The 16,552-nt window shown below is 49.3% G+C and carries 10 protein-coding genes, 1 tRNA gene and 2 rRNA genes; 8 read left to right on the top strand and 5 right to left on the bottom strand.

Annotated elements, in window-relative coordinates:
• Positions 1–624 precede the first annotated feature (624 nt).
• The 5 genes from JMI88_RS00765 to JMI88_RS00745 all read left to right on the top strand — a co-directional run bounded on the left by JMI88_RS00765 (position 625) and on the right by JMI88_RS00745 (position 6,624).
• Positions 625–2,105: ribosomal RNA gene (locus JMI88_RS00765) — 16S ribosomal RNA — on the top strand.
• Positions 2,106–2,409: 304 nt separating this feature from the next.
• Positions 2,410–5,373: ribosomal RNA gene (locus tag JMI88_RS00760) — 23S ribosomal RNA — on the top strand.
• The 16S and 23S rRNA genes sit together here with 1 tRNA gene alongside, the layout of an rRNA operon.
• A gap of 105 nt (positions 5,374–5,478) precedes the next feature.
• Positions 5,479–5,554: transfer RNA gene (locus JMI88_RS00755), tRNA-Ala, on the top strand.
• Positions 5,555–5,700: 146 nt separating this feature from the next.
• Positions 5,701–6,171: a DUF4395 domain-containing protein gene (locus JMI88_RS00750; protein ID WP_201359848.1), complete on the top strand. Its 471-nt coding sequence runs from the start codon at positions 5,701–5,703 to the stop codon at positions 6,169–6,171.
• A gap of 3 nt (positions 6,172–6,174) precedes the next feature.
• The gene (locus tag JMI88_RS00745) at positions 6,175–6,624 is read left to right on the top strand and encodes a thioredoxin family protein (RefSeq protein WP_201359847.1); all 450 of its coding nucleotides are present in this window, start codon (positions 6,175–6,177) and stop codon (positions 6,622–6,624) included.
• Positions 6,625–6,715: 91 nt separating this feature from the next.
• On the opposite strand, the gene JMI88_RS00740 is transcribed toward JMI88_RS00745, so the two are convergent.
• Positions 6,716–7,591, bottom strand: a complete 876-nt coding sequence (locus JMI88_RS00740; RefSeq protein ID WP_201359846.1) for a HEAT repeat domain-containing protein — start codon at positions 7,589–7,591, stop codon at positions 6,716–6,718.
• Between the two features lie 260 nt (positions 7,592–7,851).
• Here JMI88_RS00740 and JMI88_RS00735 point away from each other — a divergent pair, with 260 nt between their 5' ends.
• On the top strand, positions 7,852–8,334 hold the full coding sequence (locus tag JMI88_RS00735; protein ID WP_201359845.1) for a hypothetical protein: 483 nt from the start codon (positions 7,852–7,854) through the stop codon (positions 8,332–8,334).
• Positions 8,335–8,402: 68 nt separating this feature from the next.
• Here the strand turns inward: JMI88_RS00735 and JMI88_RS00730 are convergent, their stop codons facing one another.
• The gene (locus JMI88_RS00730) at positions 8,403–9,299 is read right to left on the bottom strand and encodes an SCO6745 family protein (RefSeq protein WP_444542376.1); all 897 of its coding nucleotides are present in this window, start codon (positions 9,297–9,299) and stop codon (positions 8,403–8,405) included.
• Positions 9,300–9,623: 324 nt separating this feature from the next.
• On the opposite strand from JMI88_RS00730, the gene JMI88_RS00725 reads away from it, so the two are divergent.
• Positions 9,624–10,772, top strand: coding sequence for a mannosyltransferase family protein (locus JMI88_RS00725; RefSeq protein ID WP_201359843.1), 1,149 nt, complete (start codon positions 9,624–9,626; stop codon positions 10,770–10,772).
• A 278-nt stretch (positions 10,773–11,050) separates the two neighbouring features.
• On the top strand, positions 11,051–11,497 hold the full coding sequence (locus JMI88_RS00720) for a hypothetical protein (protein ID WP_201359842.1): 447 nt from the start codon (positions 11,051–11,053) through the stop codon (positions 11,495–11,497).
• A gap of 66 nt (positions 11,498–11,563) precedes the next feature.
• On the opposite strand, the gene JMI88_RS00715 is transcribed toward JMI88_RS00720, so the two are convergent.
• The 3 genes from JMI88_RS00715 to JMI88_RS00705 form a co-directional block, all read right to left on the bottom strand.
• Positions 11,564–14,095, bottom strand: coding sequence for a glycoside hydrolase family 3 C-terminal domain-containing protein (locus tag JMI88_RS00715; RefSeq protein ID WP_201359841.1), 2,532 nt, complete (start codon positions 14,093–14,095; stop codon positions 11,564–11,566).
• Between the two features lie 267 nt (positions 14,096–14,362).
• On the bottom strand, positions 14,363–15,955 hold the full coding sequence (locus JMI88_RS00710) for a restriction endonuclease (protein WP_201359840.1): 1,593 nt from the start codon (positions 15,953–15,955) through the stop codon (positions 14,363–14,365).
• A gap of 261 nt (positions 15,956–16,216) precedes the next feature.
• Positions 16,217–16,540, bottom strand: a complete 324-nt coding sequence (locus tag JMI88_RS00705) for a nucleoside triphosphate pyrophosphohydrolase family protein (RefSeq protein ID WP_201359839.1) — start codon at positions 16,538–16,540, stop codon at positions 16,217–16,219.
• Between the last annotated feature and the right edge of the window lie 12 nt (positions 16,541–16,552).

The following is a 16,552-nucleotide window of genomic DNA, read 5'->3' as shown; positions in this document are numbered from 1 at the left end:
TGAAGCAAATTTTTGTTGCCCTGAAAAACAGGCCAAAAATTGCTTGACAAAACTTTGTCCCTTATGGCATAATCATTGGGCTGTCGAAATGAGACAATCACCTGATCTCCAAAAGATAAGTGCTCCTGTCCCTTCGTACTGTCCGTGCCACATTAAAGTGGCTCCTCTGGAATGTGAATAACTCCCGTTGAGTAGCTTGATTTTTATCTTAATGAAAATTACAAAACTCTTTGGGCAGGTTGCTGTGAATATACTCAAAGCAACTCGGATCACGAATTTCAGAAGCAAGCAAATTTCCTCTGGAAAACCGCTTGACAAACTACAACGGATATGCGATACTACAGCACACGAGACAAGCGAACGAAAAAAGAACAAACGCTTGTCCACTGGTGAAACAACGGTTTTATCAGCCGGGTACCTTGACAACTGAAGAGTGGAAAGCAGAACAGCAACTGGAACAACAATACAATGCACCAGTTCCTGTCAATTCGGTCCCAGCGCAGTTCCCCTGCGATGGTGACCATAGAATCTGCGAAACATGCCAATGTTATGTAACTTGGCCATGATCGCAACTTACCATGCTGTTTCACATATCTTGCAGAGATATGTGTTTATAAAAACAACTGGATGGCGAGTTTGATCCTGGCTCAGGATAAACGCTGGCGGCGTGCCTAACACATGCAAGTCGAACGCCCTTAGCAATAAGGGAGTGGCGGACGGGTGAGCAACACGTGGGTTATCTGCCTCCGGGTGAGGAATACCGGCGAGAAATCGCCGACAATACCGCATACGCTCGGCAACGAGCAAAGCTCGCAAGAGCGCCCGGAGATGAGCCTGCGCTCGATTAGTTGGTTGGTGGGGTAATGGCCTACCAAGGCGACGATCGATAGCTGGTCTGAGAGGACGATCAGCCACACTGGGATTGAGAACGGCCCAGACTCCTACGGGGGGCAGCAGTGAGGAATTTTCGTCAATGGGGGCAACCCTGAACGAGCAACGCCGCGTGCAGGATGACGGCCTTCGGGTTGTAAACTGCTTTTCTCTGGGACGAGAACGGACGGTACCAGAGGAATCAGCCTCGGCTAACTACGTGCCAGCAGCCGCGGTAATACGTAGGAGGCGAGCGTTGTCCGGAGTTACTGGGCGTAAAGCGCACGCAGGCGGTCAGATAAGTCTGTGGTGACAGTCGTCGGCTCAACTGACGAAGGACGATGGAAACTGTCTGACTTGAGGGCTTCAGAGGGACACGGAATTCCGGGTGGAGTGGTGAAATGCGTAGATATCCGGAGGAACACCAATGGCGAAGGCAGTGTCCTGGGAAGCACCTGACGCTCAGGTGCGAAAGCTAGGGGAGCGAACAGGATTAGATACCCTGGTAGTCCTAGCCGTAAACGATGACCACTAGACGTTGGGGGTATCGACCCCTTCAGTGTCGCAGTTAACACAGTAAGTGGTCCGCCTGGGGAGTACGGTCGCAAGATTAAAACTCAAAGGAATTGACGGGGACCCGCACAAGCAGCGGAGCGTGTGGTTTAATTCGATGCAACGCGAAGAACCTTACCAAGGCTTGACATGGACCTGCACCAGCCGTAACGGGCTGTCTCTTCGGAGCGGGTTCACAGGTGCTGCATGGCTGTCGTCAGCTCGTGTCGTGAGATGTTGGGTTAAGTCCCGCAACGAGCGCAACCCCTGTCGTTAGTTGAACTTCTCTAACGAAACTGCCATTTCAAAATGGAGGAAGGCGGGGATGACGTCAAGTCAGCACGGCCCTTACGCCTTGGGCGACACACACGCTACAATGGTCAGGACAAAGAGTTGCCAACCCGCGAGGGGGAGCTAATCTCGTCAAACCTGGCCTCAGTTCAGATTGGAGGCTGCAACCCGCCTCCATGAAGTTGGAGTTGCTAGTAACCGTAGGTCAGCACACTACGGTGAATACGTTCCCGGGTCTTGTACACACCGCCCGTCACACCACGAAAGTTGGCAACACCTGAAGCCGCTGGGCTAACCCTTCGGGGAGGCAAGCGTCGAGGGTGGGGTCAGTGATTGGGGTGAAGTCGTAACAAGGTAGCCGTACCGGAAGGTGCGGCTGGATCACCTCCTTTCTAGGGAGCTTGAACAACCGTTTATGGAAGCCATAAACACACGAGGTTGTTCCACTTCCAGGTCGAACAGGACACGGTCGCTGTGTTGCCAGAAGCGAAGCTGGTTTCCACTCTTGAGCTGTTGGGGTACAGCGTCTGCTCTCAGGGGAGTATGATGACCAACAGTGCACCTGAACAACTGAAGATAGTATTCCTTCAATTTTGCTGAGCGATCAATGCCAGCCAGAGTTGAAGCAGAGGATCGATTTGTTCGATTTAGAACAAGTCAAAGCATTCAGAGACATGATGTAGATCTGAACGAAGAGAACAAGCTACACAGAGTACGAGGTGGATGCCTTGGCGCTAAAGACCGAAGAAGGACGCGGAGACCGGCGAAACGTTCGGGGGGAGCTGCATACAAGCGATGAACCCCGAGAATCCGAATGAGGCAACTCCTCCAGAGTGATGTCTGGAGACCGCCTGCTGAACACATAGGCAGTGACGGGGGGCAGTGGGTGAACTGAAACATCTCAGTAACTCGACGAACAGAAATCAACCGAGATTCCCGTAGTAGTGGCGAGCGAACCGGGAAGAGCCCAAACCAGTGGTTCTTCGGAACCAGTGGGGTTGTAGGACCGACAACAAAGGACCCTGGCTTACTTGAACACGCTGGAAAGCGTGACCAGAGCGAGTGAGAGTCTCGTAGAGGACGAGCGGGGGGACTGGGTCGGGATCCTGAGTACCACGAGACACGTGCAATCTTGTGGGAAGCTGGGGGGACCACCCTCCAAGGCTACACATCTTTAGCGACCGATAGCGAACAAGTACCGTGAGGGAAAGGTGAAAAGCACCCCGAGAGGGGGATGAAAGAGACCCTGAAACCACGTACTCACCAGCAGTCAGAGGCCACTGTAGCACGAGCTACTAAGGGCTGATGGCGTGCCTTTTGTAGAATGATCCGGCGAGTGCATCGTCGTAGCCTGGTTAACCAGCGTTAAAGCTGGGGAGCCCCAGGGCAACCGAGTCTGAAGAGGGCGGATGTTGTGGCGATGCGACCCGAAACCGTGTGAGCTATCCATGAGCAGAGTGAAGCGGATGTGACAGTCCGTCGAGGCTCGCACCCACCAGTGTTGCAAAACTGGGGGATGACTTGTGGATAGGGGAGAAATTCCAATCGAACACGGAGATAGCTGGTTCTCCCCGAAATGTATTGAGGTACAGCTGTATGTTACACTATCCTGGAGGTAGAGCTCTGAATGGGCTAGGGGCCTCGTGCAGGTTACCAAACCCAAGCAAACTGCGAATGCCAGGACAGCATGCATGCAAGTGAGACGGCGGGGGCTAAGCTTCGTCGTCAAAAGGGAAACAGCCCAGACCATCGGCTAAGGTCTCCAAATCCATGCTTAGTGTTAAAGGGGGTCACAACGCCCAAACAGCCAGGATGTTGGCTTAGAAGCAGCCACCATTTAAAGAGTGCGTAATAGCTCACTGGTCGAGTGTCGTGGCACCGACAACGTATCGAGGCTCAAGTATGGTACCGAAGCCATGGAATCCATCGCAAGGTGGATTGGTAGGGGAGCGTTCTGTTGGGCAGAGAAGCCAGACCGCGAGGACTGGTGGAGCGAACAGAAGTGAGAATGCCGGAATGAGTAGCGTCATGTCTGTGATAACCAGACACACCGAATGCCTGAGGGTTCCTGGGCACCGTCAATCGTCCCAGGGTGAGTCGGGTCCTAAGCCGAGGACGTCACAGTCGTAGGCGATGGAAAGCAGGTCAGAGATTCCTGCACCGGAGATGCTCGTTAGGAGCAATGGGGGGACGCGGTAAGGAAGGTGAGCCCATCGATTGGACAGGATGGGTCTGTGCGCTGAAGTGCGAAGCCGAGGCAAATCCCGGTTTCCTGTGCATGACACGTGCAGCGAGCGGACGACAAGTCCGCGGAAGTCATCGGCCCCTAGGCCGCCAAGAAAAGCCTCTCGCCAGAGTCGTCTCCGCCCGTACCGCACACCGACACAGGTAGGCAGGGGGAACACTCCCCAGGTGATCGAGCGACCCTCTGTTAAGGAACTCGGCAAATTGACCCCGTACCTTCGGAAGAAGGGGTGCCCTAGTAGCTTTCAGGTTTGCCTGGGGGTGAGGGGGTTGCAAGAAATTGGCTCAACCGACTGTTTACCAAAAACACAGGTCTCTGCGAACGCGCAAGCGGAAGTATAGGGGCTGACTCCTGCCCAGTGCCGGAAGGTTACGAGGAGCGGTGTGCGTAGCTGCGAATCTAAGCCCCGGTGAACGGCGGCCGTAACTATAACGGTCCTAAGGTAGCGAAATTCCTTGTCGGGTAAGTTCCGACCCGCACGAAAGGAGTAACGAGTTGAGCACTGTCTCGACAGAGGACTCGGCGAAATTGAAGTACCCGTGAAGATACGGGTTACCCACGACAGGACAAAAAGACCCCGTGGAGCTTTACTACACCTTGACCCGGAAACGAGGCAGAGCGTGCGTAGCATAGGTGGGAGTCGGAGAACCTATCCTTGTGGGGGTAGGGGAGACAGCAGTGAAATACCACTCTCGGTGTGTTTTGTTTCTCACACGTCACCGTGAGCCGGGACGTGGACAGGATCAGGCGGGTAGTTTGACTGGGGCGGTCGCCTCCCAAAGAGTAACGGAGGCGCCCAAAGGTTCCCTCAGGGTGGATGGACATCACCCATGAGAGTGTAAAGGCACAAGGGAGCTTGACTGCAAGACGGACAGGTCGAGCAGGGACGAAAGTCGGGCTTAGTGATCCCACATTCCCGAGTGGAAGGAGTGTGGCTCAACGGATAAAAGCTACCCCGGGGATAACAGGCTTATCTTGCCCAAGAGTTCACATCGACGGCAAGGTTTGGCACCTCGATGTCGGCTCGTCGCATCCTGGGGCTGGAGTAGGTCCCAAGGGTTGGGCTGTTCGCCCATGAAAGCGGCACGCGAGCTGGGTTCAGAACGTCGCGAGACAGTTCGGTCTCTATCCGTCGTGGGCGAAGGAGAATTGAGGGGCGTCATCTCCAGTACGAGAGGACCGAGATGGCTCGACCGCTGGTGTGCCAGTTGGCCTGCCCGGGCCAGAGCTGGATAGCTATGTCGAGAAGGGATAAGCGCTGAAAGCATCTAAGCGCGAAGCCGCACCCAAGACGAGTTCTCCCATTCTCTGCGGAGAATCAAGATCCCAGGAAGACGACCTGGTAAATAGACGACACGTGGACACCTGGTAACAGGCGGAGCGAAGTCGCCCTAATGATCGTACGGCTTGTTTCACCATTGTATCTTCATCGTGGCTCAAGAATGCGAGCCCTCTGCTTCACGCTTTGGATGGCAGCGCGCTCGGCAAAATTGAGGGAATACCATTTCCAGTTGTTTTATGGGGACATAGCTTAGTTGGTAGAGCGTCGCCTTTGCACGGCGAAGGTCAGGAGTTCGAATCTCCTTGTCTCCACCACCAAAAGAGGTAAGTAGCCTGATAGGTTCACTTATCTCTTTTTTTGTCAAAAAAACTAGCCCGGAATATTTTAATCGTTGATGTAGTTTTCACCTATATAGGCAAACAAACATAGATGGAATATATCAAGGGAGAGTGTTAGTATCATGTTATCTATTCCTCGTGTGGATGCCCACATGCTTAAGTTTTCGCAATCGTGTGTTCTTGTACTGGTTGGACTGAGTTTTCTTTTAAATCTACCTATCCTTGTACTTATCACTGGTCTGGCTCTCGCTCTCAGTGCTATCTTTCCCGCAGCCAGTCCATTTAAATTTGTTTATCGTCAGGTGATTGTACGTGCAGGCTGGCTAAAACCGCGCCTGGTTGAAGATGATCCAGCGCCACATCGTTTCGCCCAGGGAGTTGGTGCTACATTTCTACTGGCAGCCAGCATTCTTTTTTTCCTGACGTCAGCTACACTAGCGGGTTGGATTCTCACAATCATCGTGTTTGTACTGGCCGCGATCAATGTATTCGTTGGCTTTTGTGCTGGTTGTTTGGTCTACTATTATCTTGGGCGCTGGGGATTAATGCCACGCGTACGGTATGATGGTGGTTTCCGTTGGAGAGGCGTCTAAGCCATGGCTGATTTTTCACTGCGGCTGATAATATTATTGTTGGTGTGTGTGCTGGTTGCTATTATTGTAGTTTCCGGACGCATACTGGTTGCCCGGCGTCGTCAGCAAGCGTTGGCGGCTGAGCCTCTGTCCATTGATTCATCTGGCAAGGACGGAGATGAGCCCCTGGTGCGTATCCTGGCCTTTAGTAGTGAAGATTGTCGCCAATGCCATACACTACAGCAGCCAGCCCTTGAACGCCTGCTAAAGCAGAGTGGTGGTGACAGAATAGAGGCGGTGCATGTGGATGCGGTTACCCAACACGATCTGACGGAGCGTTACAAAGTGTTGACCGTGCCCACGACAGTCGTACTTGATACTGAAGGTAATGCGCATGCCGTCAATTACGGTTTTGCTAATACGCAAAAATTGCAAGAGCAAATAAATGCAATCCTGGGCGTCTCAGTTTCCTGAGACGAAAATAGAACTAAAAGAGCATCGATATAGCAAAATATCGATGCTCTTTTAGCTGATTTGACCACAAAATGATTAATATGCTTATCGCTCATGCATGACCGAGCACATCCAGCGCCCGGACAACTCCCCGGCGCACGTCTGCGTTTGAATCGTTCCGGAGAGCAATGAGAGGATCGATCGCTCGCGCATCACCAAAATCAGCCAGAGCATAGGTTACCTTCATGCGATTTATATTATCTGGATCGCTCAGCGCAGCAATGAGAGGATCAACCGCTCGCGTATCATTCAGCATGACCAGGGCATCAATGGCATATGAGCGGATATGACGATCCGGATCACGCAGGGCCGTAATCAGAAAATCAAAAGACCGGAGATCACCCAGACGACCCAGTGCAGAGATTATACGCGTGCGCATGTATATTTCCATATGTGCATATGAATCCGCATTGTTATATAGGGCGATGAGAGGAGCGATGACCCGCGCATCTCTCAAAAAACCTAGAACCGAGATCACTCTTATAAGAACGTCGGTATTTGTATCGCTGAGAGCAGCAATAAGAGGCTCAACGATCCGCGCATCCCTTGAGAAACTCAGGACATCAACCACTCCCTGACGAACAAGTATGCTTGGATCCAGTAGGGCAGTGATTAAATAGGGGATAGCGCGTGTCTGATCTAGCTTATCCAGTGTTTGGAGGGTGAGCAAGCGGAGACGTGCGCTGCTGTTCGTTACCAGTGGAGCGAGTGCCGCAAACGCTCGCGGATCTTTGAGTGTGCCCAGCGCTTTGATAGTGGCTCTGCATACCTGGTACTCGGAATCATTGAGCAGCGGCAATAATGCGGTATACGCCTGGGCCCGCTCACTACGACGGCGTACAATGCTTTTGATGGCCTGCAGGCGTACCTGGCTATCTGGATCCGTTAACTCAGTGAGCAGCGTAGTGAAAGGGATGTGGGATGTCATGATGAAATATGTACAATCCTTCCATGGATAATTTTTTAATGCTTCTACTCTTCTATTCTTTCCACTTGTTCCAGCTCTGGCAAGGCTGGAGGACCATTGTCGTACCCTGTGTTCATATCTCTGGCGTATCCAGGACCTTTGAAGCAAGCGTCTATATTTTCATCTGCACTTAATCATATACCTTCATACTAGAGCCAGGCACGGGATGGAACAACACATCCATCCGCATTGAAATCCAACCGTAGAAAGAGTCCTATTGCATGAATATGAACATGGCACATATCCATATTATATTGAACCATATTCCGATCCTTGGTACTGCGTTTGTTGCCCTCGCATTTTTAATTGCTTTGATTTTTAGAAATGTTTTTCTCCAGAAGCTTTCTCTCTGGTTTCTGGCGCTTGCCGCTCTGTCTACCGCGGCCGCCTACTTAACTGGTGATGGTGCAACTCATATTGTAGAGAGCCTTAACCATGCGTCTCCCATTTTGATACATGATCACGAATCGATGGCGCGTATCAGCCTGATCATCATGTTTTTCACCGGTATTATTGCGCTCTTTGGAATCGTATTCTACACACGCAAGCCGGCGCTTCCCCGTTATCTCCAGGTGATAGTGATGGCTATCCTGATTATTAATACAGCTGTACTGATATATGTAGGATACCTGGGCGGTCTGGTCAGCCATCCCGAAATTCGCTCGTTCCTGGATGCGCCCCAACACTTAGCTCTGCTCTTCTAAGAAGTGTATTAGGAGGAAATCCTGCTTTTAGCACACTGAACTGTTGAGGGCAGGATTCCCTCCTATTCCTATGCTAAATTACGCGGATCGGGCACTCCCACTGGATTTGGCATTGGCACGCCACCTTGTTCAAGGATTTGTATGCTGAACTTTTTCATGAGTGACAGCAGCCGCTCAAATTTGTTTTCTCCCAGGGCTTGCCAGGGAGGCAGAGCCAGTTCGTCCGTGACCTGTTCAATGTGGCGACGCCTGTTCTGCCCTTCAGTGGTTAGCGTTCCCGTCTGATCTAGCCAGCCGCGCTGTATGAGCCGCTCCTGCGCGGCCCGCCAATCCTCGTCGCTCCAGCCTCGATTGGGCTGAATCGCCTCACGTGTCAGGGTGCCTTTGCCCACCATAGTGAGGTGAGCCTCGCAGCCATCGACGTTCTCGGCCAACAGCGCCGCAATATGTCCATCACCACGAAATTCCCGTAAGAGGGTGGTAGCATGCCAGAGGGCCAGGTGCGACTGTTCAGGCCATGGCAATGAGGCATGTCCCGCGAACAGCGGACGACCGGCAACTGAGCAGGCGCCCGCTGCTATCTTTGCCAGTTCAGCCGCTTCCGCGAGCTCTGCTGAAGCGATAATGTTGTCTCCCAGCAAACGGCGCAGGATGACATCCGCCGCATGCTGGCGTGCGGATAGGATCTTCTCTGGTGTGGAGAAGCGCCAGGCGTCAGGAATCGCACGCGCGACCATATTGGGATGGAAGTTATAGAACGTAGCGGTCACCACTGAAGCAGGGACCGGCCCCATCGCCGCCGCCCGTGAGGCAAAGTAGCCCATCCAATATCCCTTTAAGCCTGCTTCACTGTAGGCGGCTCGCGCTTCTGGAGCAAAATAGATCACAGTGTGATAGGGCTCCATCATTGTCCAGGCTAAACGCGACGGATGTTTATCTGGATCTTCAGATTGCATGGTCAACATCGTACCCATTTTAACTCTCCCTCTTTACTATTGTAGTAATTTCCTCAGAACAAGTATATATTCCCGCTCTGTATCTAGATAGTGGAGATCTTATTCCTATTTCATCTTCTAATATATTTCTCTGGAAACCTGGTGTCAAAAGAATGTTTGAATAGTCATTTATTCCCAAGTATGCGTCTTTTTATAAAATTAGCGCTATATTTTTATTATGCATCACTATATGCTTATGTATAAATTTATTTTGAATGGATACAAAAAATGTTACAAAGAAAAGGATTTTCAATCACCGCTCCTACCAGAGTTGCGTGGAAGGATGCCATATGGGTGTTTGTTGTGAACCGGTTTGTTATTCTGGTCTTGACATTTTTGGGCCTGTCGTTATTTCCAGGCAATCAGACATTAACTCCATTGAATTGTTTTATCCAGAGACGAGCATGCATAAAATCCTGGATGCACTACGATGTTTTGTCATATATTGCCATTGCAGACAAGGGATACGTTGCCAGTACCGCCAGGCAAACCGCCTTTTTCCCACTTTATCCCACGCTTTTACGGCTTCCAGGCCACTTGCTAGGTGGGTCGATAGGAGATTATTATATTGCTGGTCTGCTGATTTCAAATCTCTGTTTCTTTTTCGCGCTTATTGTATTGCAACTGCTTATTTCTGACCTGTTTGACGAATCGACGGCGCGCAAATCCCTATTCTACGTCGCTTTTGCACCGTATGCGCTATTCTATTTTGCCGGTTATACCGAATCCTTATTTCTGTTTCTCTGTTTGATGACGTTCTTCTTTTTATCACGGGCCCAGAAAGACAATAGCGTGCTTTCCTGGTGGCTTGCTGGCCTTTCTGGACTTCTTACAGCCCTGTCGCGGTCTCAGGGATTACTCTTAATGCTCCCTTTTTTTGTTGTTTATGTCCAGCATTTTTTCTTTACGTACCGCTTTGCTGAAACAAGCTGGCGGCAAAAGATCCTGGCGTTTTGTCCTCTGGCTCTGATCCCTCTAGGGTTGGGAATCTACATGTTCTATTTATGGAAAGCTTTCCACGATCCATTTCTTTTTAGCTCTGCGCAACACCTGTATTGGGGACGATTACCACTTACATCACCATTGACCACGTTCCGTTATGTTATCAAGGCCTGCTTCATTCCATCGCCCCTCCAGATCCTGAATATACTCAATCTGATTAGTGTTCTCATTCCATTGGGAACGCTTCTCATTGGGTGGAGGCGTATTCCGCTGCACTACAATCTTTTTGCGCTTGTTCTTATTATATTCGCAACCCTGTATCCACTGGGAACTGATAATGCTCTGACATCGGTCCCACGCTTCATGACGGTAGTGTTTCCCGTAACTATCATTTTTGCCAGCATTAAATGGCCCCGTTTCGATCATGCATATCTGGCGCTTACACTTCCCATCTTTGCTCTAAATGTTTTTCTTTTTGTTAACCATTATTGGGTTGCTTGAGGAGTACCAGAACAAAAAAGCAGTTTCCGTACGGAAACTGCTTTTTTGTTCTGGTACTTCCGGATAGAGAGCAGGGGAAATTATGCATAATACTGGCATTACTTCTGCTATAGATATATGCTATATTTCCGATATGGTTTTTTGTGACACTGCAATTGCGAATGAGTGATTCAGGTTATTGGGGGATGGTAGAGGATGCGTTGATGCATTTTTGTTTTGCGTTGATACAGGTATATGCAATAGATCGGGTTGTTTTCCATTAAGAGGAGTCGGGATCTATGAGAGATTCTAAACAGGGCGGCCCACGCAGAGCTCCTAACCGCAGAGGGATAATAGCTCTGATTATTGGTATAGTGGCAATTATCTTGCTCTACTTATATGCCAATCGTCTGATCACTGTACCAGGATCGGTACAGATAGCGACCGGGCCACAATTAGCGTCGGTGACAGCTGGTAGCCAGACCAGTGTGGTCTGTGAGGTCATTTCCTCTTCATCTAATAACTCGCTGGAAGGGTATGTGCTGGAGCGAGCTAATAATGGTTCATATCAGCGTACCAACAATATTGTGCATGTTGTCTGGGGAGCTAAACAGCAAGTCAGCGTTGGGCGCAATCAGGATATTCATCAGGGAGCGATAGTGCAGGCCGATGGTCATGTGGATGCGGCAAAGGTATTGCACGCCGATCAACTGTCGGTGATAACCAATTTTATAAAGTTGCAGTAGGTTAGAATGAGCTGGAAGTGCGCCCAGCGCACTTCCAGCTCATTCTAAAAGAAAGTCGCAGGCGCGTCAGCGCATTTCCGGACGCTCTGCAATGCGACTGGTTTCTGTCAGGTGAAAGGTAGCGTGGGCATGGATGTCATGAGAAGATGAGCCCACAAGGACTTCAAACTCCCCGGCCTCGGCAACCCATTGATGGGCCAGGTCATCGTAATAGGCTAGCGCTGTACGATCCAGCTCAAACGTGAGTGTTTGGCTCTCGCCTGGCTCTAGCTGCACTTTAGCAAAGGCTTTAAGCTCTTTTTCTGGCCGGTGCAGGGTTGATTTGACGTCCCGTACATAAAGTTGCACGACCTCTTTGCCTGCCCGCAGTCCAGTATTTGTGACTTGAATAGTTGCTCGCAAGGTCCCATCAGGCTTTAAACTTTGTGTACTGAGCTCAATATTAGGAGCATAATCGAAGGTCGTATAGGAAAGACCAAAGCCAAAGGGGAAGAGTGGCGCGATCTTCTTCTTGTCATAATAGCGATACCCGACAAACAAGCCTTCGCCATAATGGACACGGCCATTTTCGCCCGGATAGTTGATGTAGGCTGGATTATCCTCAAGCCGCTGCGGAAAAGTCTGTGGTAGCTTGCCCGATGGATTGACCTCCCCAAACAGCACATCCGCGATAGCATTACCACATTCCTGGCCTGGATACCAGCATTGCAGGACGCCAGCAACTTTGTCGAGCCAGGGCATGGTGATCGGCGAACCAGTGTTAAGAACGACAACCGTATTTTTATTGACCTCAGCAACCTTCTCGATCAACTCGACCTGCTCGGCCATTAAATCCATATCGGGCCGATCAAAGCCTTCGCTCTCCCATTCGCCATTCAGGCCAGTAAAGACTAATGCTACATCTGACCTGGCGGCCAGCTCGACAGCGTGGCTCCGCGCATCAGTCGATGTTGGAGCCAGCATACCCACGCGTACAGCCGCGATGGGGGCCGCTTCCTCATCTTTGGCATACTCGATTGTCAGCGTATAGTCCTGTCCGGCTGTGAGCTCAATTGAAGTTGTGGCCTCTGTGCTACCCATGCCAAAGTAGGTTTGCCCGGGAACCTGTTGATCCCAATTGTCGATTAACTCTTTTCCATCGATATATAGTTTGCTCAAGCCAGCACTGGCCAGGCTAAAGGTATATGATCCTGTCTTCTGAGGCCGAATACGGCCGGTAAAGCGTGCCGAAAAGTGATGTAGATCAATTTTATCGGCGACCGATCCAAACCAGGTCATCTCTGAACGGGTGATGTGGGCGGTCTCATCAACTTTGTGGGTGAAGTTGCGGCTCTGGAAATATTCAATGTCGAATCCTGGTGTACTGTTGTCATCTGCAGGACTAAATAGCTCACGATTGAGTAGCGGCAGCAAGTTATGGGTGGAGAAGTTCGTTTCATCGTCAATAGCGAGTTGATCTCCTACACGTTTTACAATTGCGTCATACGGAGCAATCGAGTAGTGAGCGTTGACAAAGGCGCTGCCACCGCCCATTATGCGCGCCTTCCTGGCATTAGGTCCAATAATAGCGATTGACTGCAGCTTTTCGGGTTGTAGTGGCAGGATTGCATTCTCATTTTTGAGTAGCACACAGCCCTCGGCGCCAACCTCGCGGATCAGTGCGCGATGCTCTGGACGGTCGATCGCTTGCTCAGGACTGTCTTCGTGCGGCTTAAACAGGCCCACCTTGATAAACAGGTGCAGCAGCCGTGAGACGCTCTCATCGATAGTGCTCTCGGCCACTTCGCCATTTTTGACCGCCTGAAGTAGCTTTTCGCCACGCCACGTAGCGGGACCGGGCATCTCCAGGTCGAGACCGGCATTGATTGATGGCGCTGTACTCTGAGTACCGAACCAATCGGACATCACTACACCGTCGAAGCCCCATTCTTTTCTCAAAATATCAGTCAGAGTATAGTGGTTCTCGCTGGCATAGGTACCATTAATTTTGTTGTAAGAGGCCATGAGCAACCAGCTACCGGCTTCCTGAATGGCGGCTTTAAAGGGAGCCAGGTAAATCTCGCGCAACGCTCGCTCACCCACCTCAGAGCTAATACTATTGCGCTGAAATTCTGAATCGTTACACACAAAATGCTTGACTGTCGCGCCCACACCCTCACTCTGTACACCTTTAATATAGGCCACCGCTATTCTGGCTGATAAATAGGGATCTTCTGAATAGCATTCAAAGTTACGACCATTGAGAGGAGAACGATGGATATTTACCGTGGGGGCCAGTAGAACCCGTGCTCCTTTGGATTTTGCTTCCTGTCCCAGTGCCTGTCCAACGCGTTCAATCAATGCAGGATTCCAGGTGGACGCCAATGAGATGCCAACTGGAAAACAGGCCGAGGTAACACCCCTACTGGCATCATCAACATCTGCAGACATCGATATATCGCCCGCACCGCGAGCACCATTGGGTCCATCAGATACTTTGAGCGATGGAATGCCCAACCGCTCTATCGGAACCGTATTCCACATAGAGGCACCAGCTAGCAGCGACACTTTTTCTGGCAACGTCATTTGGCTGAGCAATTCTTCTACCTGCGAAAGCATAATGCAGCTCCCCTCGTGCCTTACGCGACACCTCGTTTGTTTTACTTGTGAGGGAAATATACCTGTGATGCTGGTCAGTCTTTACACATATGTTTTATTACATATAGACTGGTATTTTCAACATTATAACCAACCTAAGATGGGTGTTGCAAAGTACCAAGAATATTTTGTTTAGATTGCAGTATATTAATGATAGATAGCATCTAATTTAATCAAAAAAGGCTTTTCCATACGTATGGAAAAGCCTGGATAGTTATAGTATGTTCCCTAATCTTGTTGAGGATCCTTCCAATTTTCTGGAATATCTATTTTTGCTTCGATACCAGCATGTTCAGCCAGTAGGAAAAGTAAATTACTGCCACTTAACAATTCGATAGGTTTCCCCTCAGCAAATTCAAAAGAAGCTTTTCCATAACCACTCGTAGTGACAAGAATTCCTTTAGAGGCCCCTTCATTTTGAAGTGTCCCATACAGATCTCTAACTGCACTTACACCTACCGTATGTTTGTAGCGTTTAGCCTGGATGACGACTTTACCACCAAAAATAGGACGAGGATCATAAGCTACGCAATCAACGCCTCCATCACGTGAAGCCTGTGTTTGGCGCGTTTCTAACCCCATCTTTTGAAAAAGATTTGTAATCAATGATTCGAACTCACCTGGTGTCAATTCCATAAGATTAGGTCGTTGATCGAGATCCGAGAGCACATCAATTTCTTCAATGAAACGCGGATCTACCATGTCAAATTCTAATACTGGTCGTACTGGGGCTAATTCTGTGGGACTCTTTGATACAGATGCATTTAATCCCTGGAGGCACGCCTGGGGTTCTACTCTAGTTAAATCTAACTTGTCAAATATGTCATGGCTTGTGCGTACTGTTGCCAGACATGTTCTTACAGGTAATCCTGTTCCTTTATTGATGCTTTCCGTGTAGCCGTTAAAGACGACAACATCGATGTAGTGCTTGCGATCAGCTTTAAATAGTTCGTAAAGGGTGCGAAGTGTAATCTGAGCAATAATCGAGTTATATAGACTTTTCCTTTGAATTAAAGGACGTGTTGTTTTTGCGATTTCATCCTTGGATTTTACGTACTTAAAAGTTCCAACCTCTGGAATTACCTCAAAATTTGGAAAATCATACTCGACTACTAATTGTGCTGATTCAGGAACATAAGCTACCTTTGCATGCTGAGGAAAGTTATCTGGATAGTTGCTAGCAGCCAGTACCATAGTAAAATAGTTGACGACCGCAGATGGTATACGGGCATCAAAGTCGTATTGGAATTTATCTATCTCTGCATGCTGATTGTTTATTTTTTGTAGCTCATTATTATAGTGGCAATCAAAAGCGGCTCTCAGTTCAGCTAATTTCGTTTGCCGCTGTTGTTCTCGGGCACTATGTTCCGCCATATGCTTAGCATATAACTCCTGAGCTTTTGTGACTTCCTGGGCATATTTTTCTTTAGACCCTGGCAATAGTTTTTTTAGCCCTGATGGTTCGGGCGGACGATAATTTTGTTCTACCGGAGGTGGTTCAGGAGTTGCCAATGGACCTGGATTAAAGTTTGGTAAGTTTCCAGGTTGCTTTAGGGTCTCAAATGGAATGAAACTATCAGTGTTAAGCGAATCTGTTAGAAGCGTATTGAAACTCGTAATCACTTGTTCAAGCTGTTCATTTTGTAAATTAACCTGAGCTATTCTAGATTCGGTATAAAGGCGAGCTCTTTCTTTTTGATCCGCTTTTTGCGCATTCTCATAAGCTTTCCTCGCCCTTTCTGCCGCTTTGGCTGCCTGGGTCTGTTCTTTTTCTAGCTCTTTCTGTCTGCGATTCGCCTCCTTCTGGAGGCTCGCCATCATGCTAATTCTACTCTTTTTCCGCGCCATGCTCTTAAATCCTCCTTCAATCAAAATTTGATATACTTATAGATTCAGTAAAGATAATATAAATGCAGTTAATAAGTTTAATAGTAACAAATCGAGTATCTGCTGGCAAGGCAAAAGAGCATAAAAAATTAAGCGGTAAATATTTTGCATTCCAGGAAAATATTTATCATGGAGATTAATTATATTATTCATGTGTTACAAAATTTACTTGATAGGAAAAAGGTGATTTTCTGCTTACTCCTGGCGCGACTGACTGCGTTTGACATCGAAGCCGTCAGGGTAGCGCTGGCGCAACTTGTCGACGTTAGCCTGCATAACATCTTCAAGGGTCAGACCTACGGTGTCGCAGAGCAGTGTCATATACCAGAGGAGGTCGCCGATTTCTTTATTCAAGTTGGATACGTCCAGGGTATGAGAATGATAAAGAGTTTTTTTGAGGAGGTCAACGACCTCGCCCGATTCCCCGGCAATGCCTAATGCGGTCAGGATAAGTAGTTCACGGCGATCTTCTATATCACAGGTGCGATGCACCTCTTGTGTATACGTAGCAATATCCATAGTGAATCTTGT

It is taken from the genome of Dictyobacter formicarum (assembly GCF_016587435.1).
The sequence above is the reverse complement of the archived record's forward strand: the minus strand, read 5'-3'. Positions and strand labels throughout refer to the sequence as shown.